The sequence below is a fragment of the Flavobacterium sediminis genome (assembly GCF_003148385.1).
GTDB classification, from domain to species: Bacteria; Bacteroidota; Bacteroidia; order Flavobacteriales; family Flavobacteriaceae; genus Flavobacterium; species Flavobacterium sediminis.
In genome coordinates, this window is sequence record NZ_CP029463.1 from 3,268,117 (window position 1) to 3,291,301 (window position 23,185).

A 23,185-nucleotide genomic window follows, 5' to 3' on the forward strand; every position below is an offset into this window, starting at 1 on the left:
GCCTTTTTATTTTATAATTTTCGTCTTTGTTTCTCTTTTTTTAGCAACATCAACTCCCTGCTGGTTTGACCGGCAACAGATGTGTTCTCTTCTGCTCTTCTGATCAAATACGGCATCACATCACGTACCGGACCAAAAGGCAAATATTTAGCAACATTATACCCGTGTGCAGCTAAATTATAACTAATATTATCACTCATTCCGTATAATTGTCCGAAAAATACCCGCTTATCATTTTTAGTAATACCTTTTTGCGCCATCAATTCCATTAACTTATACGAACTATGTTCATTGTGAGTTCCTGCAAAAACAGCCATGTGGTCAATATGATCAAGCATATAAGCCACAGCAGCATCATAGTTTTCATCAGTCGCTTGTTTGCTAACACAAATAGGAGATTTATAACCTTTTTCCTGAGCACGATTATTTTCTTTTTCCATATAAGCACCCCGAACCAATTTCATCCCGATATGAAATCCTTCTTTTTTTGCTTCTTCATGTAGCTTTTTAAGGCAATCCAATCTGTCCCAACGATACATTTGAAGCGTATTGTAAACGACTGCTTTCTCCTTATTGTATTTACGCATCATTTGAGCTACCAAATCATCAGCAGCATCCTGCATCCAACTCTCTTCTCCGTCAATTAAAAGCGCAACATCTAATTCATAAGCTGTTTTACACACCTTATCAAAACGTTCTTCTACTTTTTTCCATTCTAATTTCTCTGATTCGGTCAGTTCCTCCCCTGCTCCAATTTTTTCATACAAGGCAAAACGTCCGAAGCCGGTTGGTTTAAACACTGCAAAAGGAATAGCTAAACGCTCTTTTGCGAACACAATTGTTTTAAGTGTAATTTCAAGAGCAGAATCAAACTGTATCTCCTCTTCTTTTCCTTCTACTGAATAGTCCAATACAGAGGATACTCCTTTGGTAAACATCTTATCCACTACCGTTAAGCAATCATTTTCGTTCACTCCCCCGCAAAAATGATCAAAAACCGTTGAGCGAATTAATCCCTCCACCGGCAAATGTGCTTTCAACGCAAAGTTGGTTACTGCAGTACCTATCTTTACAAGTGGCTCACTTTCAATTAATTTGAATAAAAAATAAGCTCTTTCTAACTCGGTATCACTTTTTAAAGCAAAAGCTATTTCCGTGTTGTCAAAAATTTTTTCCATTTTAAGAAATCATAAAATTGCTCTGCAAATATACTTCAGTAACCTATTATTTTAAATAAAAATTACCGTATTTTGCAGAAAAATTAAATTTTACAATGCAAACCATAAAAGCCAATCATTACGAAATATTTTTTAACGAAAATTGCTATCAGTATTTAGCCGAACTATTAACGACTGACCGTTATTCAAAAGTATTCGTAATTGTTGATGAAAATACATCTCAATATTGTTTACCTGCTTTTTTATCACAGTTAGTTACCGAAATAACAATTGAAATCATTGAATTAGAAGCAGGCGAACAGCATAAAAATATTGCGACTTGTTTAGAGGTTTGGCAGGCTATGACAGATCTTGGCGGTGACAGAAAGAGCATTGTTCTGAATCTGGGAGGTGGTGTTGTAACCGATCTAGGTAGTTTTGTAGCTTGTACATTTAAAAGAGGAATCGATTTTATCAATATCCCTACTACTCTACTTTCTATGGTTGATGCTTCTGTAGGAGGTAAAAATGGTGTTGATCTGGGAAATCTAAAAAATCAAATCGGAATCATCCGCGAACCTAAAGCTGTTCTTATTGATACTGCTTTTTTATCCAGTTTATCTTCCAGAGAAATGCGCTCCGGATTAGCAGAGATGCTAAAACACGGAATAATTGCTGATAAAACTTATTGGAATAAATTTAAAAATTTAAAAGACTTAAGTACAGAGGATTTAGACACTTTAATTTACCAATCCGTTGAAATAAAAAACAGCATCGTATCTGAAGATCTGACAGAAAACGGAATTAGAAAAGCTTTGAATTTCGGGCATACATTAGGTCACGCTATCGAAAGTTATTTTTTAGAGAACGAGAATAAAGAAAATCTTTTACACGGAGAAGCTATTGCGATCGGAATGATCTTAGAAGCTTACCTTTCAACGGTAAAAGGCTTTTTGATAAATGAAGAATATCAGGAAATCAAATACCATTTGAATGACATCTACGAAATCGTAGATTTTGACGAAAAAGATATTCAAAATATCATCGATTTGATGATTTATGATAAGAAAAATGAGTTTGGGAAAGTTCAATTTGTATTACTCGAAAGTATCGGCAAGATAAAAATTAATCAATTCTGCGATAACGATTTGATTTACAATGCTTTTGAAGATTACCAAAAGTGACTTTTTTTTAATTCTTAATTTGTATTTTATAATACAATATTTTTTATTTTTGCCGCTATGAAAGCATTAAAACTGACAAGCATCTGTCTGAATCCCATAAGTGTTCAAAAGAGCACTCGATTTGCATTTGCTAAAAGTTTATATACTACTACTTTCATCGATATCTTTATGTTTTTAAAAGCAATACACGAGAAGTTCCCTATCTTTTTCGCTAATATCAGAGTTTAAAAAAATAAGAATCAATTGATTTTTTTAGTTTTTACTTATTTTTTTAACTTTATATAAAATTTTATAGATGAAGACAAGTTATTACGACTTAATTAATCAAACTTTTTATTTTCCACAAGAAGAATTCACTTTAAATAAAGATAATTTACAGTTTCACGGTATTGACCTGATGAAACTAGTGGAAGAATATGGTACTCCGTTGAAGTTCACCTATCTTCCGAAGATTTCAAAAAATATCAAACGAGCTAAAACCTGGTTCCGTAATTCAATGGAAAAATTGGATTATGACGGTAAATATTACTACTGTTATTGTACCAAAAGTTCGCATTTTAAATTTGTTCTAGACGAAGCTCTAAAAAATAATATCCACATTGAAACGTCTTCTGCTTACGATATCAATATTGTAGAAAAATTGATTGAAGACGGAAAAATAAATAAAAATACTTTTGTAATATGTAACGGTTTCAAACGCGAACAATACATTGAAAATATTGCTCGTTTAATTAATAACGGACATAAAAATACAATGCCTGTTATTGATAATTATGAAGAGTTAGACTTGTTGCAAGAACAAATCAAAGGTAAATTTAAAATAGGAATCCGTATTGCAGCGGAAGAAGAACCGAAATTTGAATTCTATACTTCTCGTTTGGGAATAGGATATAAAAACATTGTTCCTTTTTACCGCAAACAGATTCAGGATAATAAAAAAGTTGAACTGAAAATGCTTCACTTCTTTATCAATACCGGAATACGTGATACGGCATACTACTGGAATGAGCTTTTAAAATGTATGAAAGTTTACATTGCTCTTAAAAAAGAGTGTCCTAGTCTTGATAGTTTGAATATCGGTGGTGGATTCCCTATTAAGAGTTCATTAGCTTTTGATTATGATTACCAATACATGGTGGAAGAAATTCTGAACCAGATCAAAATTGCTTGTGATGAAGCTGAAATTGATGTTCCTAATATTTTCACTGAATTCGGTTCGTTTACAGTAGGTGAATCCGGCGGTGCCATTTATGAAGTTTTATACCAAAAACAACAAAATGACCGTGAAAACTGGAATATGATCGACTCTTCGTTCATTACTACTCTTCCTGACACCTGGGCAATCAACAAGCGCTTTGTTATGATGGCTGTGAATCGATGGAATGACTCCTATGAAAGAGTACTTTTAGGAGGACTAACTTGTGATAGTGACGATTATTACAATTCTGAACAACACATGAATGCCGTTTACTTACCTAAATACAATAAAGAAAAACCTTTATATATAGGATTTTTTAATACCGGAGCTTATCAGGAAACTATAGGAGGATTCGGAGGATTACACCACTGTTTAATCCCTCAGCCCAAACACATTTTGATCGATCGGGATAAAAACGGAATTATAGCTACCGAAATTTTCTCGGAACAACAAAAAGCGGACGATGTATTAGAAATTTTAGGGTACAATAAAAAACAACAATAATCATAAACTGCTCCGATATTTTATAAAAACATTCGAGTCGGTAAAAAATAAAAAACATGAAAGGACCAATTAGTCAATTTGTAGAAAATCATTACCTACACTTTAACGCTGCAGCTTTAGTAGATGCTGCAAAAGGATACGAAACACATTTACTTGACAACGGAAAAATGATGGTTACTTTGGCCGGTGCCATGAGTACAGCCGAATTAGGAAAGTCATTAGCCGAAATGATCCGTCAGGATAAGATCCATATTATCTCTTGTACCGGTGCGAATCTGGAAGAAGACATCATGAATCTTGTAGCACATAACTCTTACAAGAGAGTACCTCATTATCGCGATCTTTCTCCTCAGGAAGAATGGGAATTATTAGAAAATCATTACAATCGTGTGACTGATACTTGTATCCCTGAAGAAGAAGCTTTCCGAAGACTACAATCACATCTGCATGACATCTGGAATAAAGCAGACAAAGCCGGAGAACGTTATTTCCCGCACGAGTTCATGTATCAGATGATCAATTCCGGAGTTTTAGAGCAGTATTATGAAATTGATCCTAAAGATTCATGGATGGTTGCTGCTGCTGAGAAAAATTTACCGATTGTAGTTCCGGGTTGGGAAGACAGTACTATGGGGAATATTTTTGCATCCTACTGTATTAAAGGTGAGTTCAAAGCTACTACCATGAAAAGTGGTGTAGAATACATGATGTGGTTAGCGGATTGGTACAAAAACAATTGTGAAGGAAAAGGAATAGGATTCTTCCAGATCGGAGGAGGTATTGCTGGAGATTTCCCGATCTGTGTTGTACCGATGTTATATCAGGACATGGAAATGCACGATGTTCCTTTCTGGGCTTATTTCTGTCAGATATCAGATTCCACAACCAGTTACGGTTCGTATTCGGGAGCAGTTCCGAATGAAAAAATCACTTGGGGAAAATTGGATATTCACACTCCTAAATTCATTGTAGAATCAGATGCAACCATTGTTGCGCCGCTTATTTTCGCGTATATTTTAGGTTGGTAATTTTTTAAAAAAAATCACCTTAAAATATTTGATTTTTTCATTTAGGATATTACATTTGACAAAAATACAAGACTAAAAACAACCCAATGAAAAGAGTAATTGTTGATTACGCAAAATTGACAAACGAAATCTTAACACTACTAGTTGAGAAATTCCCTGACGGCTATGATGAAACTGATATCATCCGTTTTAAAAATGCTAAAAATGAGACAATTGAAGCTGTTGAAGTCCGCACTGAAGACACTATTTATCTTGTAAAAGTAAGTACAAAACTTGCCGACAGGATTGAGAATTTTGAAGATGACGACTTAGACGGACCTGCAGATGATGATTCATTAGATGCTTTAAAAGATCTGGAAATCGCAGACGAATCTGAAGAAGATTAATATAAAAAAGGAGCTTAAAAATTTAAGCTCCTTTTTTATATTATAAATAGCGTTCTTTAATAATATTTACATGATGCATTTCATGTCCTAAAATAACATACCCATAGCCCCTACCGACATTTGATTTCCGGACACTTCTCCTCTTCTGTTCAACTGTTCTTCTTTAAAATTTTCAAATAATGAAATTGTTGCTTTTCTAACCGTCTGAAATTCTTTTAATAAACTTTCCATACATCTGTCATTTGCATTAGCAAATTGAACAAAATCATTTTCTTCAAAACCGGGTAAAGCTGTTTTATCATTGCGAGCCACCCTCAAACTTCTGTATGAAAATATACGTTCAGTATCCGTTATATGAAGCAGGATATCTTTAGGTGTCCACTTATCCGATGCGTATCTGAATTCTATTTTATCTTTCGGAATTTGCTTAAAAAAAGTTACCAACTCTTCTTCTTGTTGAAACAATCCTTCAACAATATCCTGATGTCTCGAGGCATTCTTTATATATTTCTCGTAAAAAGGCGGAAAAAAAAGTTCTATTGAATTCATAAAGGTCTAAAATTAAAAAATCCCGAAAAAATCGGGATTTAAGATATAAACAATTTATTTTTACAATTCTTTAAAGATCGTGTGCATTAAACGTTTTTTATCATTAATGCTTTCTTCGAGAGAGATCATGGTCTCTGTTCTGTAAACACCTTCAATATCGTCAATTAAGAAAATCACTTCTTTGGCATGTTTAGTATCTTTGGCACGAATTTTACAGAAAATATTAAATTTTCCGGTAGTTACATGAGCCACTGTCACAAAAGGAATTTCACTAATTCTTTCCAATACAAATTTAGTCTGAGAAGTATTATGAAGAAATACACCTACATAAGCAATAAAAGCGTAACCAAGTTTTTCATAATCCAGCGTCAATGAAGAACCTTGAATAATTCCTGCATCCTCCATCTTTTTAACACGTACGTGAACAGTACCGGCAGATATTAATAATTTTTTTGCAATATCTGTAAACGGAACTCTTGTATTGTCAATCAACATATCCAAAATTTGGTGATCAACTTCATCTAAACGAAACTTACTCATAAAAGTGCTTATATTAAATTATATTAAAACGCAATATTAGTTATTTATTTTTAATCCATTGCAAAATTTTAACAAATTATCTAAATAAAAATCAGCTTTTCGCCCTATTTTAGGGAAATTGATATTTTCTGCTGAAAATAATTTATTTGCTCCGTCAAATTCGCAATGCCCTACATTTTCTTCTAAATTACCTACTTTTGCTATTCTTGCTTCAAAAATAACCTTACCATTTTCAAGTAATTCAGAATATTGCGCCGCAAAGTTAATTATTTTTTTCTGATTATTTTCAATTATTTTCACGTTTTTATAAATAAAATCAAAAAAATGAGGAGAATTTTGAGGAATTGTTAAGTATTTTTCCAAATCGTTATCAACTATAACGTTTTCGTTAATAGCATAAACCGCTGAAATTAAAGCTATAAATACAAATTTTCTCACTGTATCACGCTCATAATCGTCCTGAAAATGCCCGGCTTCAAACAAAATTGTAGGGATTTGTTGCGCAGTTAAATAATCTCCGATACAGTTTATATTAAAACTATCATCAAAGCGCCCTATTTGATCGGGAATAACACCTTGTAAATTATCATACATCTTATTAATAACGTGCATAGCCTTTAGTCTAACATCATTAACTTCTCGTTCTTCATTATAAGCAGGAGCTAAAAATGACATTGTTGCCGGTTTTTGCAACCCAATTGTACCGAAAATAGTACGTTGATCGTGTAAATTAAAGCAATAATCAGGCTGTATTTGTTCAACAAGCTTTCTCAATACTTTACTTTCCGGTTGTGAAAGGTTAAAAGCGTCTCTGTTTAAGTCAACTTCATTTGCATTTACACGCGTATACGCTTCTGCCCCGTCCGGATTTAAGATAGGAACCATATATAAGGTAAAATTCTCTTTAATAAAGGTATTGAATACACTATCAGAATTAAGATAATGAAGAAAATCAAGTAATCCTTTAGTAGTTGTTGATTCATTGCCGTGCATTTGAGACCACATCAATAGCTTTTTTGAACCTCTTCCAAAAGTTACTAACGGAATATCTTTCCCTAAAGTAGACTGCCCGACAACTTCTAATTTAAAATCAGTAGTAAGCGTTTTAAGAAACGGCAAAATCATTTCCAGAGTAACGTATCTCCCTTTTATTTCAGAAACTAAATTTTGTTTCGCTATATCTAATAAATTCATGGATTATAAACTTTTTACAAATGTAAACATCTTATAGTTTACAAATGTAAAACAATAAAATCTATTGATAATTTACAATTGTAATTTACTATACTAGTCCTTATTGATTAGTTATCTATGATTAAGACACATTTGTAAACCATTTTATTTATATAAACATATAATGCTATATTTCAGCATATTAAATACTAATACTTAAAGTTTTAATTATAGCACTTCACATCGTTTTTATCACTATTTACATTTGTAAACTTGCTTGTTTCAATTACTTTATTTACATTTGTGAAACAATGATGTAATACCTATTTACAATGGTAAACACTGATGAATTTACAAAAAGACTAGAAAATATCTTTGACTTTTACGGGTTAACTGCTTCTTCGTTTGCCGATAAAATCGGTGTACAACGCTCTAGTTTATCTCACCTACTCTCGGGTAGAAACAAACCCAGTCTGGATTTTGTAATGAAAGTAATTGAAGTTTTTCCGGAAGTAGACTTGTACTGGATTTTAAATGGGAAGGGAACTTTTCCTAAAACTGAAATTCAAGAAAAGAAAAAAGTAGAGTCTCCTTCTGCTCTGTCACAACCTGTTCAAAAACGGAATTCTACTTCTGATGATTTATTTAGTTCGTCAGAAAATATAGAAGAGACAAAAAATGGCGTAAATGAAATTCCTGAAGAAAAAAAATCAAATACGCAAGTTTTGGAAGAGACCTTAATAAACTCTATAAACACTTCTACTATAGATGCAATTGTCATTTTTTATGCTGATGGGACTTTTACGAAATATACTCAAAAAAAATAAGGACTTAAAATAATGCTTTACTACCTAAAACCAATTAAATATGTCCGCTCTTTCCATACGAATGCCAAAAGTTTAAAATCAACTGTGAATTCTTTCATTAAAGAAAATCAGTCAGATAGGGTGATATAACGGTCTTGTGTATGAGTAGTAGCGACTACTTTTCAGTTTCCAAATACATTATAATTAAATGAAATAGCGGCTTGGATTAATACCCAAACCGCTATTGCTTATACATGCTGTTGTGCTTAGTACTTATTTGATCTTTTTAAATTTTTAAATTGCTTGACCATTTTTCCGAATTTTTTGTCCTTTTTGTGTTTTTCAGCTACAGTTGATTCAAAATGTTCTTTTTCTCGTTTCATTTTCAGATAATTTTCGTAGAACAATTTATCTACTTTTTCACTTTCAACTGCTTCTATTACAGCACAATCAATTTCTATTGTATGGGTGCAATCTTTAAATTTACAATTTTTAGACAACTCAACTATTTTATCAAATGTTTTTTCTAATCCTCCAACTGAATCTGCGATACCTACTTCTCTGATTCCTGGATTGTCAATTATAATTCCACCATTTTCAAGAACAATTAATTCTCGGTGACTTGTAACGTGTCTTCCTTTATTTGAGCTCGCGCTAATTGTATTTGTTTTCATCAGTTCTTTACCTGAAAGATTGTTTAGAAGACTTGATTTTCCTACTCCTGACGAACCTAGTAAACAATAAGTTTTACCTTCTACAATATATTCTTTCAATTTTTCTAATCCTTTTTTGGAATCATTGCTTATAGCAATTATAGGCACTTGCTTCACTCTTTCTTGTACTCTGGTAATTAAATCAGTTAAAGCGGCATCGTTTATCAAGTCAATCTTATTTAAAATGATAATCGGTTTTACATTCGTTTCATTGCAAATTGTCAGATACCTTTCTATTCGATTGATATTAAAATTATTGTCAATTGCTTGTACGATAAAAGCAAAGTCTACATTTGTTGCTATGATTTGTTTCTCTCCTTGTTTGCCAACTGTCTGTCTTTCAATGATGGTTTTTCTGGGAAAAATAGAATGTATGAGAACTTTATTATCATCATATTCAGAAATCGCAACCCAATCTCCTACAGCAGGAAAATCTTCACGAGTATTTGCAGTATATCTTAAGTTTCCTGTGATTTCTGCATCAAATTCCCCTTTTTCAGTTTTAACAATATATCTCTCCTTATGTTCTGAAATAATTCTCCCGATTTCAAAGTCTACCAGATTGTATTGAATTCTTAGTTTTTCTATTTTGTCGTTATATCCGAAATGTTCTAATTTCATATTCTGTGTGTTTTAAAATATTGTAAACACTACAGTATTTATAAATCAATTTAAATACAAAAGCGTTCACAATCGATGTGTTTATTTGTAAAATGTAAATAAGTAGAAATGCTTCAGATATTATCTGAAGTAAGGAATGGTGATAGTCAAAGAAAATTGACTATCTATTTTACAATATCCGAATATGATATTACAGATGTAGTAGACATAAAATTTAATTAGAGCACAAAATTACAACTTTCTCTTATAGCGTACAAATAAAGCAGAGCATTTTTGTATTAAGCACAACAATAGTCTATTAATTTTGATTTTAAAAATTAAAAACTTTTTTCAGGATACTTTCCTTTTATTCCTCTGAAAAGGTTTTGTAAGAAATCAAAATCTTTATCCTTAGCTGAAGTTAAATAATAAGGTTCAAAAATTTTAACTTCTTTGTGTTCATAATCAAAAGCTACCGGCATTATAGGAACATTGGCTTTTTGAGCTATATAATAAAAACCCGTTTTCCAGTCTGTTACCTTTTTACGGGTTCCTTCAGGAGCTATTGCTAACCTGAAAACTTCTTTTTTATCAAAAATTGAGGCAATGGCATCTACTTTGTTTTCATTTTTAGCTCTGTTTAAAGGAGCACCTCCCATCCATCTAAAATAAAAACCCAAAGGAAATGTAAAAAGCTCCTTTTTGGCAACAAAATTCATCTCTAAATTTAAGATCCCTCTGGTAAAAACGCCTATAAAGAAATCATTCCAACTAGTGTGCGGTACAACAATGATGATACACTTCTTAATTTTAGCCGGGAACAAACCTGTTATCTTCCAGCCCATTAGTCTGAAAAAAATAAATTTGTATAAAATTTGCTTCATTTGGTTACAATTTAAAAACAAAAATAGCATTATATTTACGATAACAAATTTTTACTTCATGTTTCAACGCCTTTTAAGTTTCTTATTTCCTATAACAATTTACCAAAAAAAATCTGCTTTTAGTAAAAATCTTGAAGTAACTTGGAATAACGGACAATTGGTTTTGGATTCTCTTAACACCAATTATTCTTATGGAAGTTTGCAACGTATTCTGCGTAAAGGATTAAAATATATCGGTTTTGAGCGAATTAAAAATTTTGATTCTATTTTGGTTTTAGGTGTTGCAGGCGGAAGTGTGATAAAAACATTGGTGGATGAAGTAGCTTGTAAAGGAAAAATAACCGGCGTAGAAATAGATGAAAATGTGATTGAAATAGCCAATCAATATTTCGGGCTGAATGTAATTCCTAATGTAGAAATTGTAATTGATGATGCCTTTGAATTTGTTTTAAAAACTAAAGAAAAATACGATCTGATCATCATAGATATTTTTCAAGACACTCAAATGCCATCCTTTTTATTTCAAGATTTCTTCATTAACAGAGTTAATTTTTTACTTAAAGTAAATGGATTTATCTTGTTTAATACTATGGTTTTAGATCAAAAAGATAAAGAAAGGAATCAAGAATACCGTTCCTGGTTCAACAAGAACTATTCCGTGAGAATGTACCCGAAAGTTGAAGAACACAACGAATTGTTTACCATTAAAAAATTGGCTTAATTCTAATTCAGATTTTGTTTCATCTCTTTGATCTCACGTTCTTCTTCTTCAATAAGCGCACTGTAATCGCTGATGATTTCCTGAATAACGGTATTCGTTTTTAATGCCAGTTTATTTCGCATTTTCATTTTTTTTGAAAAACCGGCAGTAACCCATAAAATTATAACCAGAATTATCAAAAAAGCAGCAATTAATCTGATGTTAAATTTACCGTTTTCAATAGCTGTTCTTTCAATTGCTCTGTCAATATTCTGCTGAACTTTCGAAAGAGTCATTGACTTGTCTTTATTTTGTAATAAGACTAAAGATTCGTCCAATGTTTTACGGTTTTCATTCTTATAATACGTTCTGAAATCACTAACGACTATTTTTTTATATCCTTCAGAATTAAAGAATAACGTAGTCGGACTTACAAAAGCAATTAAAGATACTACCAATAAAAGTCCGGCTAAAGCAATTAATGTAAAATATCGGATGTTGTAATAAAAAGCCGAAAAAGAGCGCTTCCATTTTGATACATTAATCTCATTTCCCAGATCCGTTAAAAGCTGCTTTTTGTCTTTTAAGATCTGAAGTCGGTCTTCTTTAAAACCTATAACATTTTTAGTTCCATCATTATCCATAACTACATGATTTTTAATATATTTCTTGCTTTCTCTAAGTCTTCAGGAGTATCGATCCCTATACTACCGTGTTGAGTTTCCACCATTCTGATTCGCTTACCATATTCCAGATAACGAAGCTGTTCCAATTTTTCTGAGGCTTCTAAAGACAACATCGGTAAACGATAAAAATCCATTAAGGCTTCTTTTCTAAAAGCATAAATACCAATGTGTTTCATGTAACGAACACCTACATTCTCAGCTCTGGGATAAGGAATGACCGAGCGTGAAAAATAAAGCGCAAAACCTTGTTGGTCCACAATGACTTTAACATTATTCGGATTGTCAATTTCTTCTTTCTCTTTGATCTCAAACATCAATGAAGCTAAATCTACTTTTTTTTCGATATCCTGTTTAAAGATCTCAATTAACTGTTCCAATGGTTTCTGGTCTATAAAAGGTTCGTCGCCCTGAACATTTACGACGACATCTACCGCCATGTGTTCCACTGCTTCGGCAATACGATCGCTCCCGCTCTCATGCTCTTTTTGACTCATAATCGCTTTACCGCCGCTTTTCTGAATTTCATCAAAAATCAGTTCAGAATCGGTTACTACAAATACATCATTGAATAATTCTGTAGCCAAAGCTGCTTCATAAGTTCTCAAGATAACTGACTTTCCACCCAGATCTTGCATTAATTTAGCAGGGAATCGGGTTGATGCATAACGCGCCGGTATAACCGCTATTATTTTCATTCTTTATTTTTTAATTTTCAAAAAAATCGTCTTTAAATCCGATCAAATATACTTTTTGTTTTGCTCTTGTCAAAGCCGTATACAGCCAGCGCACATATTCTTTATCAACACCGTTTGGCAGATAAGGTTGCTCAATAAAAACAGTGTTCCACTGTCCTCCCTGTGATTTGTGACATGTTATGGCATACGAAAATTTCACCTGTAAAGCATTGAAATGCGGACTATTCTTTACTTTTAAAAATTTGCGGTATTGATGTCTTTCTTCTTCAAAATCTTTCATCACTTCATTATACAACTGATTGGATTCTTCATAGGTCAATGACGGTGATTCACTACTGATCGTATCTAATAACAAAACCGTTTCAAACGGAGGCTGATTAGGATAATCGACCATTCTGATCGTTACCGTAGCAAATTTGAATCCGTAAAGCTCATCAATAGACCTGATGCGCATTACTTCAATAATATCACCATTAGCAATAAAACCGGCTTCTGAATTTTCCTTAAGCCAAAAATAATTATTTTTAACGACCATCAGCAAGTCTCCGACAGATAGTTCACTTTCTCTGTCTAAGATCTTAGCACGGATCTGCATATTATATTGATTGGCCCTTTTATTGGAACGAACGATAAACGCCGTTTCTTCTGCTCCGTTATTTTGAAACGAGTCCATAATAGCATCTAAAGTCTCATAACTATCCTGAAGCCTCACTATATCATTAAACCCTTGCAAGCGAAATCTGAATTGGTCAATAAAAACAGATTTCAACAAAGAACGCAATTCCGTAGCATTGTATAAAATACCGGAAAATTCACTTTGTCTCATAACTTCATCCAATTCCAGATGAACAACATCTTTATTGTAATGCAAAGACATTGTATCTACATTCAGTGCCGGACTAACATCTAAATTTACAGGTGGCAACTGAGCGGTATCGCCTACTAAAATAAGTTTACAATTGTTACCGGAATCGATATAAAATAAAAGATCATCCAGCAATGAACCGTTTTCATATAGTTTAGAATCCTGATTGGTATCTGAGATCATCGAAGATTCATCCACAATAAAAACAGTGTTCTTAAATTTATTCTGCTGCATGGTAAAAGCAACTGCTCCTGATTTATTTTTTTTAGGAAAATAAATTCTTTTGTGAATAGTGAAGGCCGGTTTTTGTGAATAGTTAGCTATTACTTTAGCTGCTCTACCTGTAGGCGCTAACAATATATATTTTTTTTCTACGTTTACTAATTGGTTAACTAGAGTTGAAATAATGGATGTTTTACCTGTTCCGGCATAACCTTTGAGAATAAAAATCTGGTCATTGCTGCGATGCAGTATAAATTCGGCTACTTTTTGAAAAAAAACATCTTGTTTTAAAGTAGGTTCAAAAGGAAAGTGCTTTATCAGGGTTTTGTAAAAAGAAGCTGAATTCATCATAAATGTATATGGCTTATATATTTTTTCAAATATACAGATGATTTTTGTTAGAATTTCTTTTGAGAAGAAAAAAAAATTGTAGATTTGCGTACCTATTAAACTAAAAATTATATATAAAGATGTTATTACTTCTAGTATTTGCAGTTATTACTTTCCTTGTAGCACTAGGCTTGGTTAAATTAATTGATAAATTCTTACCAAGAAATGCTCGATTCATTGTATCCATTGTATTATGGGCAGTTTGTGGTGTTTTAACTTATTTGATCTATGCTTCAGTAATGAAGCCTATCAATTTTGAGAAAGCTAAAAATGAACGTTACGAAATTGCTGTAAAAAAATTATTAGATATCAAAAAAGCAGAATTGGGTTACAAAACATTACATGGAAAATATACGGATTCATTTGATGAATTAGTACGTTTCGTTGAGAATGATAAATTCCCGATCATTTCAAGAAAAGATACTGCTGTTATCGATGCTGAAAGAAATGCTGCTTTCAGAATTACAACTGATGCTACCGGAAAAGGTGGTTTCTTTAAAGATGTTGTAATCATTGATACTTTAGGATATATAAGCGTAAAAGACTCTTTATTCAAAAATACAGATCGTTACAAAAGATTGAATGAAGTTAAAATTGATGAATTAACCGTTCCGATCACTTTACAAACCGGAGAAGTGGAAAGAAGTGATATTAAAATGCCTGTTTTCCAAGCTGTAATTGATAAAAACGCTATCCTAAAAGGTTTAGATGAAGAATTGATTGAACAAGAAAACAGAGTGGAATCGATCGAAGAGATCAATGGAGATGAAATCAAATTAGGTTCTCTTGAAGATGTAACGGTAACCGGAAACTGGCCTAAAAAATATGGCAATAACGAATAACGACATTACCCAAAAAAATTATAAAAAGTTGTCCATTCAAGTTTCTTTGAGTGGACTTTCTTTTTGTGTCTTTGACTTACTCACAAATAAGATCATTACTTTTAATGAATTTGATTTTCCTAAAAATCAAGTTATTGAAGAACAGCTTTGGAAAGCTTTTACTGAATTTTCCCTACTCTCTGAAAAATATGATGAAATTAAAGTTATTCATGATAACAGCCTGAATGCTTTTGTACCTGAATCTCTTTTTGATGAAAATTTTTTAGGAAGCTATCTGCAATACAACGTAAAAGTTTTTGAAACCGATCTATTTGCTTTCGATAAATTAAAAACAGATGATATCTACAATGTTTATGTTCCCTATGTGAACATCAATAATTTTCTGTTGGACCAATATGAGTCTTTTGATTATGTAAATGCAAACAGTATTCTGGTGGACCAACTTCTATCCTACTCTAAAAATACATTCGACAAAAGAGTTTATATCCATTTTCAAAAAGAGCATTTTGAAATTGTTGCTGTAAAAAGTAATGAATTGTTGCTTTTTAATTCTTTTGAATATAAAACCCCGGAAGATTTTATCTATTATACTTTATTTACTTTAGAACAATTACAACTTAATCCTGAGAACTGTAATGTATTTGTCTTAGGGGCAATGAGTAAAACCGATGATTTCTTCAAAATCGGATATAAATTTATCCGTAACTTTGAATTACTCAATACAAACGAATTGAGCTATAAATGGTTTAAAACAGAATCAGAGATTCGTCAACACTATATTTTACTACATTCATGAGAATAATTTCCGGAAAATATAAAGGGAGAAGATTAATTGCTCCCAAAAAATTGCCTGTTCGTCCTACAACTGACATGGCCAAAGAGTCTCTTTTCAATATTTTAAATAACTATTTCAATTTTAGTAATTTAAAAATATTAGAACTCTTTGCCGGAACCGGAAATATTAGTTACGAATTTGCCTCAAGAGGCGCTACGCCGATTACTTGTGTTGATGCTGATTTCGGTTGTGTAAACTTTATCAGAAAAACGGCTGACGAATTAGATTTTGATATCACTGTTCTTAAAAGTGATGTCTTTAAATATCTTGAACGTTGTCATACATCATACGATATTGTTTTTGCAGACCCGCCGTATGATCTGACCCAAGAACAATTTGAGCGTATCGTAACCTTAGTTTTCGAAAATGAAATTTTAGACGAAGAAGGTATGCTGATCGTGGAGCATTCTAAAGATACCAAATTAGAACACATGATGCATTTTACTTTTTCTAAACACTATGGTGGAACGGTTTTTTCTTTCTTTGAAATTGAAAGCGAAGAAGATGAGGAAGAGGAAGACGATTTTGACGAAGAAGATTAAAAGTACAGAGAAATGAATCGACAAAGTATTGCGATCAAATCCGGGTTCTGGAGATCGGAAGGCGGAAATCCGTTTTGGATAAAATTCACGGATAACCAAGTATTTTGGCTCGGAATGAATAATAAAACGGATGACAGCAATTTAGGAGAAACTTGGTGTCATGTTGGTTTCGGTGAAATAAATGGCGATCTCATAACGTTAAAATGGTCTGATATTTCTGTAGGAAAAGACCAATTGAATGGAAACATTACAATTCAAGTCATCAGTGAAACCGAGATGATGGTTATCGAAGATTCCGGAAACTTCGGAAAATCAAAATGGATATGGGAATCCGAAAATAAAAATTTTTCTCAATTCTGAATCTGATCACAAAATAGTAAGACTGTCTTTTTTTGCCGTGTAATTTATCGTATTCTTCCCAAATTATCATCAATATTTCTTTCTTTGAATTCGGAATCCTTAATTTTTCCGAAAGAATATTTTACAGATAGTAAGACTAAATTAGCATCTGTATAATAGATTCCTTTTGCCTGAACATCATTTGTAGTGAAATTCTCTGTAAACTTCATTTGACGAAAAATATCATTATAACTTAGTGTGCAATCAAGGCGATTTAAAAAAGTTTTTGACAGACTGAAGTTCATTATAAAAAGCCCATTTTTTTTGTAAACCCCTTCTTGCCTATTTGTCATTCCCCAACCTGTTACCATCATTTTTATTCCTTTTTTAAATTTAAAAAGATGGTTAGAGTAATAATACAAATACGGTTTAGACTGATTTACAACAGATTGTTTATTTTCTACTTTGTTCAAAATACCATTGATAACATTTGTCGTTGACCAATTTTTATATTCAAAAGGCAAGGTAAACTCTAAGCTGAATGCTGTTTCTTGATCAAAGTTTTCCGATTGCATAGTTACTAAACTTTGTGATTCGTCATAAGAAGTTGCATAATGAACCGGAGATTTCATTTTGGTATAGCTCAACTGAAGAATTTTATTTTTAAATTGATAAGACAAAGAGACTTCATCAAGGAGTGTCGGGTCTAAATCAATATTGTTAGCCCAAACAAAATATGGATTTATGTACGTTGAAACCTGACTTGTTCTTGAAAAAATAGGGCGATTGATACTTTTAGCATAAGTAAGGGACATTGAATTAAAATCATCTATCGAAAAATGAAAAGACGCTTTCGGAAATAAGTTAATATAATTTTTATCAATCGATTCATGATCTGCAGAAGCATACTTTCCTTTCACTATTGTATTCTCCCCTCTTACCCCTATGGAATACTTTATTTTTTTAAAATTTCCTGAAATTTGAGAATAGGCCGCGATATTTTTTTCATTATATTGATAATCCGTAAAGCTATTAGCCTCCGTATTAAAATTTTCTATTTCCAATTTTGTAATAGCATCTGCCTCCAGAAAAAGAGTTCCTACTTCTAACGTCATCTTATTTTTGAATTCTTTTTCAACATCTATTTTTCCGGAAAAAACATTTACTAAAAATTCCTGATCTCTCTTTTGTGTTAATTCAATACCAGTGTCATTAAAATCATTTGAAATAATTCCATTGGTCGGTTGTTTAAAACGTGAATATTGGAATCCTGAAAACAACATGGCGTCTAAACTCCTGATCTTGTGATTATAATTAAGAAAAGTATTCAAGAAATTCCTTTTTTGTTTGTTAGCATTCAGTGTATAAATATTGCCGATTGTATTTTGTTCCTGATTATAGGTGTTAGTAGTGATATCAAATCGGTCGTTTTGAAACCTTTCGTTGCAATTAAAAGACAAATAATCATCCTCATTAATTTTATAAAAAATACCTGCTCCTAATATAAATTGCGGTCTTCTGGTGATTGCCTTTGTCCTATAATTTGAAACAATATCATTTATAGGAATAGTGAAATCATTTCCGTTGCTTTCCCAAACTGTCAATTGGTTGTAATTAAAATTAGCTTTGAATTCGAGCTTTTTCTTCTTAAAACTGGAATGAATTCCAAAATAATTATTAAAATACCGCTGAAAGGACAACTTTTCAGAAATATCTACTTTTAGACCTTCCTTTTTACTAAATTTTCGGGTAATGTTAATGACCACTCTTCCGTTTGCTTCATATCTTGAAGAAGGATTCTCTATGATTTCAATAGATTTAATATCATCTACAGATAAAGAATTCAGATCATTAATTTCAACTTTCTGATTATCAATATACAATAACGGAGTTCCCTTACCTATTACAGTAACACTCTCTTTATCAGCACTAACCTGTATATTAGGAAGTTTTGCTAACAAATCTATAGGGTTTGTAATTGAATTATAGATTGAATGAGCTACGTCCACTTTAAAGTTTCCGTCTTTTACGGTAATAGCTTTCTTTACATGTGCTACTTTTACTTCATTCAACTCTACTTTTTTTTCTTGGGAAAAAACTTTCATTCCGAAAAAGAAAAGAACAATTCCACAAATGGTATTATTTAACATCTCAATTTTTTTAGCAAAATTGCCCTATTTTTTCCCTCTGAAAGTTAATTGAACGTTAATGCAGAGTTAATGGAATCGTTTTGTTTTAAAAAGCTTATTTTTGAGTATTCAATCACAATTATGAAGCGAAAAATCAATCTTTTAATAGGCTTTTCATCTGTTGTTTTAATTGTACTTATTGCCATGCAATACTACTTGGTACAAACTTCCTATCACTATAAAATAGAACAATTTCACGCCGAAGTCAAAGAAAAGGTTTCCAATTCCCTAAACGACTTTACAAACGTTGATTCTCAATACAATAAAGACTTTTATTATAGTGAACTACTGGACGAATATGCGGAGAAAAAAAAGTCCAAAGAAATATTTAAAAAGAAGTTCTTTAACACTCCTTATTGTAGTGTATTAACTCAGGAATTGAAAAAAATCATCAGACATGAATTTCCTAAAAATGAAATTGATTTTACTGTCGTCATCAATAAAATCGTAATTCTGAATTCGTCAAAAAAAGCAGATACTCTGTTCTCTGAAAAAAACAATATTAAGAATGCCGTTTTCGGAAATTTAACTACTTTAAAAAATACATTTTCTGTCAAAAATTATGTCAGAACTATTCCCGGAATTTCCAATGCTGACTTTAAACTGGTAACCGAAGAAACATTGTTAGTCTCTGTAAAAAACTGGGAACAAATTATTTTGCGCCGAATGGCTTCTATTCTTATTTTGGCAACACTCTTAACCGCTATTTTAGTAGTACTCTTTGTAATTACACTAAGAACACTAATCCGACAGAAAAAAATAAGCGATATAAAAACCGATTTTGTCAATAATATTACTCACGAATTAAAAACGCCATTAACAACTCTTTCTGTTTCTACCAAAATATTAGAGCGAAAAGACATTTTAGCAAATGATGAAGCCTTAAACTCTGTATTAGCAACTATAAACCGTCAAAACAACCGCTTACAAAACATTGTAGATCAAGTAATGAATAATTCATTAGGATTTGAAGAAATAGCATTGCGAAAAGAAAAAATTAAAGCAGATACATTATTAAATTCTGTTATTTTTGACTTCAACTTAATGCACCCTAATATCAAAATAAATCTAAAGATCAGTAATCCGGAAGTTAATTTAGTACTCGATAAATTTCATTTGACGACAGCTATCAATAATGTTTTAGATAATGCTGTAAAATATGGTTGTCATAATATTACTCTTAAGACCTTTTCTGAAAACAACTTTTTTTATATTCAAATAGAAGATGACGGAATAGGTATTCCTAAAAACAAGCAATCGCTGTTGTTTGAGAAATTTTATCGTATTGAAAACGGCAATATACACAATGTAAAAGGACTAGGATTAGGCTTATTTTATGTGGATCAAATCATAAAAGCACATAAAGGTTCCGTCAAAGTCATTAGCGAATTAGGAAAAGGAGCTTCATTTATAATTAGTGTACCTTCAATATAAATTATAGTCTGACTCATGCATAAAATACTCTTAGCAGAAGACGACATTGATTTCGGTAACATTCTAAAACATTATTTAGAATTGCACCAATTTTCAATCATTTTGGCAAAAGATGGAAAAGAAGCTCTCGATTTCTTTAAAAAAGAGCCATTCTCTATCTGTATTTTTGACGTAATGATGCCTGAAACAGATGGCTTTACCTTAGCTGAAAAAATCATCAATATAAATCCGGAAATTCCATTTGTTTTTTTAACCGCAAGAAATCAGATCGAAGATAAAATAAAAGGACTTAAATTAGGCGCAGATGATTACATTGTAAAACCATTTGAACCGGATGAATTAGTTTTAAGGTTAAATAACATCATTAAACGAACACAGAAAACAAACATAAAAAGCGTTTTAGAGCCTGTTCGCATAGGAAAGTACCTGTTTGATACCAATCGGTATGAATTAAAAAACGGAAAGAATACTCAGTCATTGACGGAAAAAGAAACGGCATTAATTTCATTTCTTTTAGAACATGCCAATCAATTAGTTAAAAGAGAACATGTTTTAAAAGCTGTTTGGGGTAACGATGACTATTTCGCAGGAAGAAGCATGGATGTTTTTATAAGCAAACTGAGAAGATATTTTAAAGATGATAATACCATTTCACTCGAAAGTACTCGGAATATCGGATTAGAATTTAAAATAAAAAAAGCAGACCTGTAAGCCGGGTTCTGTTTCCAAAAGGAATCTTATCATTTATCTAGTTCCGCAATTACTCACGGAATCCATCTGCCTACCCCTCAGCATTGGGCGAGCCACCCTTTCCGGAAAACCGGAAGCTGATATACATGGCATTTCACCGCATAGAGTTTACCTGATTTCACTACAGCATTACCTGTACATCCTTTCTGTTGCACTTGTCCTATTCCGCAAAACGGAATGACGGGTGTTACCCGCTACGCTGCTCTATGGTGTCCGGACTTTCCTCTCTCCTTAAAAGGACAGCGATAAGACGGTCTGCGCTGCAAAAGTAAAACATTTTTAAACCTTAAAATGTTTTTCGTGTCTAAAATCTACTTAATTTTATCATAAAAATTCTATATGAGAAAAATCGTACTTTTATTACTTTTGAACGTTTCTTTTATACATGCTCAATATAGCGACCCTAATTTTCCGAAACCTTCAGCCGGATACGGTTCTGACGGAAATCATACAGTAGGTGTTATTTCATTTACAAACCCTTATTTTACATCAAAAAACATTGAGATCTACCATCCTTCCGATATAAGCTCTCCTGTACCTACCATATTTTATAGTCATGCTTATGGCGGAAATAACTCTGCCAATATCAGTGGTGTTTTAAATTTCATTGTGCAAAAAGGATATGCTGTAGTTTATGTTCCTTATCAAACCACCGGAGTTACCAATAATGACCGCTATGACAATTTATTACACGGATTCACTAAAGCAGCCCGCGATTACTCTTCAGTCATCGACACCACAAAAGTTGGATTTTTAGGGCACTCTTTCGGTGGCGGAGCCTCTTTTACTTTGGCTAAACATTGTTTCGACACCTACAATTGGGGCTCAGCCGGTCGATTTATTTACGCATTAGCGCAATGGTATACTCTTAACCTGTCCCCTGCCGATTTAAGTTCTTTTCCTATAGATACTAAATTAGTCACAGAAGTATTTGATGACGACATTACAAATGATCATAGAATGGCTATTGATATATTTAATAATATTAATATTCCTTTGAGTGAAAAAGATTTTATTTTAGCCAAATCCTGTACAGTCAGTGGCTATAATTATATCGCAGACCATAGTGTTCCTAATACTTCTGCCGCTTTTGATGCTTTGGATTATTATGCATATTATCGCCTTTTAGATGCACTCTGTGATTATACTTTTAACGGAAATTTAGCCGGAAAAGATGTAGCATTAGGAAATGGCAGTACTAACCAAGTTACCATGCCTACCGGAATGCTGGATCTGATCGAATATGAAAATCCTCCGGTTATATATCCGGAAAACAATTATACTTTTCCTTGTTCTAGCAGCACTAACCCAAGAGAATCTTTCTGCGGTTTGTTAAGCACTGAAGATTTCAACAATAAAAAACAACTAAGTATCTTCCCTAATCCTGCACATAATAATTTATATATCAGAAACAAATCTGAAATTTTATGTAAAGTCAGCATACACGATATGACTGGTAATATTGTTTTAGAAACAGAATCAGATGATAAACTTATTGCTATAAAAATTCAGAATCTGGACAGAGGTGTTTACTTTGTAAAAGTGAATAATAGAGCCAAAAGATTTATAAAAATTTAAGCTTTTATAACTTCCTTAACATAAAATTTAATATCTTTAAGAGACAAGCTTAAAATTATAGTATCATGGCAACACAATATCATTATGCTTCGGTTTCTGAAGCTTTAGAAGAATTAAGAAAAATAGGATTCGTTTATGATTTTAATATTCACGAAGAAGAAATTATAACTGATCCGGACGGATTCATAATCAAGCATGTCTATCGTTACGAAGGAAACAGCAATCCAGACGATGAAGCTATTGTTTATGGTATTGCATCGTTTGATGGGAAGAAAGGCGTTTTTGTCAGTGGTTTTTCAGCCAAAACAAATTCTGAAGCTATTAAAATTATCCAAAATATAGTAATGAATTCCGAAAGCTGAAATTTATTTTGTGGATAACTTTTATGCAATTTAA

22 protein-coding genes, 1 other RNA gene and 2 pseudogenes are annotated in these 23,185 nt (G+C 32.2%); 14 read left to right on the top strand and 11 right to left on the bottom strand.

The genetic code is table 11. The features are described from left to right. Window positions 1–11: 11 nt before the first annotated feature. Window positions 12–1,178, bottom strand: a complete 1,167-nt coding sequence (locus tag DI487_RS15155) for a proline dehydrogenase family protein (RefSeq protein ID WP_109570396.1) — start codon at window positions 1,176–1,178, stop codon at window positions 12–14. Window positions 1,179–1,273: 95 nt separating this feature from the next. Between DI487_RS15155 and aroB the strand changes: the two genes are divergently transcribed. The 4 genes and pseudogenes from aroB to DI487_RS15175 all read left to right on the top strand — a co-directional run. After that, window positions 1,274–2,341: a 3-dehydroquinate synthase gene (aroB, locus tag DI487_RS15160; RefSeq protein WP_109570397.1), complete on the top strand. Its 1,068-nt coding sequence runs from the start codon at window positions 1,274–1,276 to the stop codon at window positions 2,339–2,341. Window positions 2,342–2,636: 295 nt separating this feature from the next. Next, a complete protein-coding gene (locus DI487_RS15165) occupies window positions 2,637–4,043 on the top strand; it encodes an arginine decarboxylase (RefSeq protein WP_109570398.1) in 1,407 nt (468 codons plus the stop codon). Window positions 4,044–4,099: 56 nt separating this feature from the next. After that, on the top strand, window positions 4,100–5,071 hold the full coding sequence (locus DI487_RS15170; RefSeq protein ID WP_109570399.1) for a deoxyhypusine synthase family protein: 972 nt from the start codon (window positions 4,100–4,102) through the stop codon (window positions 5,069–5,071). Window positions 5,072–5,157: 86 nt separating this feature from the next. Further along, window positions 5,158–5,454, top strand: a pseudogene (locus DI487_RS15175) (hypothetical protein); the annotation flags it as partial. Between the two features lie 90 nt (window positions 5,455–5,544). Here the strand turns inward: DI487_RS15175 and DI487_RS15180 are convergent. Genes DI487_RS15180 through DI487_RS15190 form a run of 3 tightly spaced genes read right to left on the bottom strand, consistent with a single transcriptional unit; the run spans window position 5,545 to window position 7,740 of the window. Further along, window positions 5,545–6,006, bottom strand: a complete 462-nt coding sequence (locus DI487_RS15180) for a DinB family protein (protein WP_245896450.1) — start codon at window positions 6,004–6,006, stop codon at window positions 5,545–5,547. 60 nt (window positions 6,007–6,066) lie between these two features. Beyond that, window positions 6,067–6,546, bottom strand: coding sequence for an Lrp/AsnC family transcriptional regulator (locus DI487_RS15185; RefSeq protein WP_109570401.1), 480 nt, complete (start codon window positions 6,544–6,546; stop codon window positions 6,067–6,069). Between the two features lie 36 nt (window positions 6,547–6,582). Further along, window positions 6,583–7,740 carry a M14 family metallopeptidase gene (locus tag DI487_RS15190; protein ID WP_109570402.1) on the bottom strand — a complete coding sequence of 386 codons (1,158 nt, stop codon included), beginning with the start codon at window positions 7,738–7,740 and terminating at the stop codon, window positions 6,583–6,585. 311 nt (window positions 7,741–8,051) lie between these two features. Between DI487_RS15190 and DI487_RS15195 the strand changes: the two genes are divergently transcribed. Next, complete coding sequence (locus DI487_RS15195) at window positions 8,052–8,546, top strand: helix-turn-helix domain-containing protein (protein ID WP_109570403.1); 495 nt, start codon at window positions 8,052–8,054, stop codon at window positions 8,544–8,546. Window positions 8,547–8,791: 245 nt separating this feature from the next. On the opposite strand, the gene rsgA is transcribed toward DI487_RS15195, so the two are convergent. Both rsgA and DI487_RS15205 read right to left on the bottom strand, forming a co-directional pair. After that, window positions 8,792–9,859 (bottom strand): ribosome small subunit-dependent GTPase A, encoded by a 1,068-nt coding sequence (gene rsgA / locus DI487_RS15200; RefSeq protein ID WP_109570404.1) that lies wholly within the window; start codon window positions 9,857–9,859, stop codon window positions 8,792–8,794. Window positions 9,860–10,176: 317 nt separating this feature from the next. Then, on the bottom strand, window positions 10,177–10,722 hold the full coding sequence (locus tag DI487_RS15205) for a 1-acyl-sn-glycerol-3-phosphate acyltransferase (protein ID WP_109570405.1): 546 nt from the start codon (window positions 10,720–10,722) through the stop codon (window positions 10,177–10,179). Window positions 10,723–10,780: 58 nt separating this feature from the next. Here DI487_RS15205 and DI487_RS15210 point away from each other — a divergent pair, with 58 nt between their 5' ends. Continuing rightward, on the top strand, window positions 10,781–11,443 hold the full coding sequence (locus DI487_RS15210; protein WP_109570406.1) for a spermidine synthase: 663 nt from the start codon (window positions 10,781–10,783) through the stop codon (window positions 11,441–11,443). 2 nt (window positions 11,444–11,445) lie between these two features. Here the strand turns inward: DI487_RS15210 and DI487_RS15215 are convergent, their stop codons facing one another. Genes DI487_RS15215 through DI487_RS15225 form a run of 3 tightly spaced genes read right to left on the bottom strand, consistent with a single transcriptional unit; the run spans window position 11,446 to window position 14,238 of the window. After that, the gene (locus DI487_RS15215) at window positions 11,446–12,066 is read right to left on the bottom strand and encodes a hypothetical protein (protein WP_109570407.1); all 621 of its coding nucleotides are present in this window, start codon (window positions 12,064–12,066) and stop codon (window positions 11,446–11,448) included. 2 nt (window positions 12,067–12,068) lie between these two features. Further along, window positions 12,069–12,803, bottom strand: a complete 735-nt coding sequence (kdsB, locus tag DI487_RS15220) for a 3-deoxy-manno-octulosonate cytidylyltransferase (protein ID WP_109570408.1) — start codon at window positions 12,801–12,803, stop codon at window positions 12,069–12,071. Between the two features lie 10 nt (window positions 12,804–12,813). Then, the gene (locus tag DI487_RS15225; protein ID WP_109570703.1) at window positions 12,814–14,238 is read right to left on the bottom strand and encodes an ATP-dependent DNA helicase; all 1,425 of its coding nucleotides are present in this window, start codon (window positions 14,236–14,238) and stop codon (window positions 12,814–12,816) included. Window positions 14,239–14,360: 122 nt separating this feature from the next. Here DI487_RS15225 and DI487_RS15230 point away from each other — a divergent pair, with 122 nt between their 5' ends. The 4 genes from DI487_RS15230 to DI487_RS15245 are packed head-to-tail and all read left to right on the top strand — an operon-like array spanning window position 14,361 to window position 16,859. Continuing rightward, window positions 14,361–15,122 carry a hypothetical protein gene (locus DI487_RS15230; protein WP_109570409.1) on the top strand — a complete coding sequence of 254 codons (762 nt, stop codon included), beginning with the start codon at window positions 14,361–14,363 and terminating at the stop codon, window positions 15,120–15,122. After that, window positions 15,106–15,918 (top strand): DUF3822 family protein, encoded by an 813-nt coding sequence (locus DI487_RS15235; RefSeq protein ID WP_109570410.1) that lies wholly within the window; start codon window positions 15,106–15,108, stop codon window positions 15,916–15,918. The genes DI487_RS15230 and DI487_RS15235 overlap by 17 nt, the downstream gene beginning before the upstream one ends. Then, window positions 15,915–16,499, top strand: coding sequence for a 16S rRNA (guanine(966)-N(2))-methyltransferase RsmD (gene rsmD, locus DI487_RS15240; protein ID WP_109570411.1), 585 nt, complete (start codon window positions 15,915–15,917; stop codon window positions 16,497–16,499). The genes DI487_RS15235 and rsmD overlap by 4 nt, the downstream gene beginning before the upstream one ends. A 12-nt stretch (window positions 16,500–16,511) precedes the next feature. Continuing rightward, a complete protein-coding gene (locus DI487_RS15245) occupies window positions 16,512–16,859 on the top strand; it encodes a hypothetical protein (RefSeq protein ID WP_109570412.1) in 348 nt (115 codons plus the stop codon). 44 nt (window positions 16,860–16,903) lie between these two features. On the opposite strand, the gene DI487_RS15250 is transcribed toward DI487_RS15245, so the two are convergent. Beyond that, the gene (locus DI487_RS15250; RefSeq protein WP_109570413.1) at window positions 16,904–18,988 is read right to left on the bottom strand and encodes an outer membrane beta-barrel protein; all 2,085 of its coding nucleotides are present in this window, start codon (window positions 18,986–18,988) and stop codon (window positions 16,904–16,906) included. A gap of 120 nt (window positions 18,989–19,108) precedes the next feature. Between DI487_RS15250 and DI487_RS15255 the strand changes: the two genes are divergently transcribed. After that, window positions 19,109–20,461, top strand: coding sequence for a sensor histidine kinase (locus DI487_RS15255; protein ID WP_109570414.1), 1,353 nt, complete (start codon window positions 19,109–19,111; stop codon window positions 20,459–20,461). A gap of 15 nt (window positions 20,462–20,476) precedes the next feature. After that, window positions 20,477–21,127 (top strand): annotated as a pseudogene (locus DI487_RS15260) (response regulator transcription factor); the annotation flags it as partial. A gap of 26 nt (window positions 21,128–21,153) precedes the next feature. On the opposite strand, the gene rnpB reads toward DI487_RS15260, so the two are convergent. Then, window positions 21,154–21,473: RNase P RNA component class A (gene rnpB, locus DI487_RS15265), an RNA gene on the bottom strand. A 77-nt stretch (window positions 21,474–21,550) separates the two neighbouring features. Here rnpB and DI487_RS15270 point away from each other — a divergent pair. Continuing rightward, the gene (locus DI487_RS15270; RefSeq protein WP_170108223.1) at window positions 21,551–22,789 is read left to right on the top strand and encodes an alpha/beta hydrolase family protein; all 1,239 of its coding nucleotides are present in this window, start codon (window positions 21,551–21,553) and stop codon (window positions 22,787–22,789) included. A gap of 65 nt (window positions 22,790–22,854) precedes the next feature. Continuing rightward, the gene (locus tag DI487_RS15275) at window positions 22,855–23,151 is read left to right on the top strand and encodes a hypothetical protein (RefSeq protein WP_109570415.1); all 297 of its coding nucleotides are present in this window, start codon (window positions 22,855–22,857) and stop codon (window positions 23,149–23,151) included. The last annotated feature ends 34 nt before the right edge of the window (window positions 23,152–23,185 follow it).

Bases quoted from the DNA above. Each gene is read 5' to 3' on its own strand.
- DI487_RS15155 (WP_109570396.1), bottom strand. From the start codon at position 1,178: ATGGAAAAAATTTTTGACAACACGGAAATAGCTTTTGCTTTAAAAAGT.
- aroB (WP_109570397.1), top strand. From the start codon at position 1,274: ATGCAAACCATAAAAGCCAATCATTACGAAATATTTTTTAACGAAAAT.
- DI487_RS15165 (WP_109570398.1), top strand. From the start codon at position 2,637: ATGAAGACAAGTTATTACGACTTAATTAATCAAACTTTTTATTTTCCA.
- DI487_RS15170 (WP_109570399.1), top strand. From the start codon at position 4,100: ATGAAAGGACCAATTAGTCAATTTGTAGAAAATCATTACCTACACTTT.
- DI487_RS15180 (WP_245896450.1), bottom strand. From the start codon at position 6,006: ATGAATTCAATAGAACTTTTTTTTCCGCCTTTTTACGAGAAATATATA.
- DI487_RS15185 (WP_109570401.1), bottom strand. From the start codon at position 6,546: ATGAGTAAGTTTCGTTTAGATGAAGTTGATCACCAAATTTTGGATATG.
- DI487_RS15190 (WP_109570402.1), bottom strand. From the start codon at position 7,740: ATGAATTTATTAGATATAGCGAAACAAAATTTAGTTTCTGAAATAAAA.
- DI487_RS15195 (WP_109570403.1), top strand. From the start codon at position 8,052: ATGGTAAACACTGATGAATTTACAAAAAGACTAGAAAATATCTTTGAC.
- rsgA (WP_109570404.1), bottom strand. From the start codon at position 9,859: ATGAAATTAGAACATTTCGGATATAACGACAAAATAGAAAAACTAAGA.
- DI487_RS15205 (WP_109570405.1), bottom strand. From the start codon at position 10,722: ATGAAGCAAATTTTATACAAATTTATTTTTTTCAGACTAATGGGCTGG.
- DI487_RS15210 (WP_109570406.1), top strand. From the start codon at position 10,781: ATGTTTCAACGCCTTTTAAGTTTCTTATTTCCTATAACAATTTACCAA.
- DI487_RS15215 (WP_109570407.1), bottom strand. From the start codon at position 12,066: ATGGATAATGATGGAACTAAAAATGTTATAGGTTTTAAAGAAGACCGA.
- kdsB (WP_109570408.1), bottom strand. From the start codon at position 12,803: ATGAAAATAATAGCGGTTATACCGGCGCGTTATGCATCAACCCGATTC.
- DI487_RS15225 (WP_109570703.1), bottom strand. From the start codon at position 14,238: ATGAATTCAGCTTCTTTTTACAAAACCCTGATAAAGCACTTTCCTTTT.
- DI487_RS15230 (WP_109570409.1), top strand. From the start codon at position 14,361: ATGTTATTACTTCTAGTATTTGCAGTTATTACTTTCCTTGTAGCACTA.
- DI487_RS15235 (WP_109570410.1), top strand. From the start codon at position 15,106: ATGGCAATAACGAATAACGACATTACCCAAAAAAATTATAAAAAGTTG.
- rsmD (WP_109570411.1), top strand. From the start codon at position 15,915: ATGAGAATAATTTCCGGAAAATATAAAGGGAGAAGATTAATTGCTCCC.
- DI487_RS15245 (WP_109570412.1), top strand. From the start codon at position 16,512: ATGAATCGACAAAGTATTGCGATCAAATCCGGGTTCTGGAGATCGGAA.
- DI487_RS15250 (WP_109570413.1), bottom strand. From the start codon at position 18,988: ATGTTAAATAATACCATTTGTGGAATTGTTCTTTTCTTTTTCGGAATG.
- DI487_RS15255 (WP_109570414.1), top strand. From the start codon at position 19,109: ATGAAGCGAAAAATCAATCTTTTAATAGGCTTTTCATCTGTTGTTTTA.
- DI487_RS15270 (WP_170108223.1), top strand. From the start codon at position 21,551: ATGAGAAAAATCGTACTTTTATTACTTTTGAACGTTTCTTTTATACAT.
- DI487_RS15275 (WP_109570415.1), top strand. From the start codon at position 22,855: ATGGCAACACAATATCATTATGCTTCGGTTTCTGAAGCTTTAGAAGAA.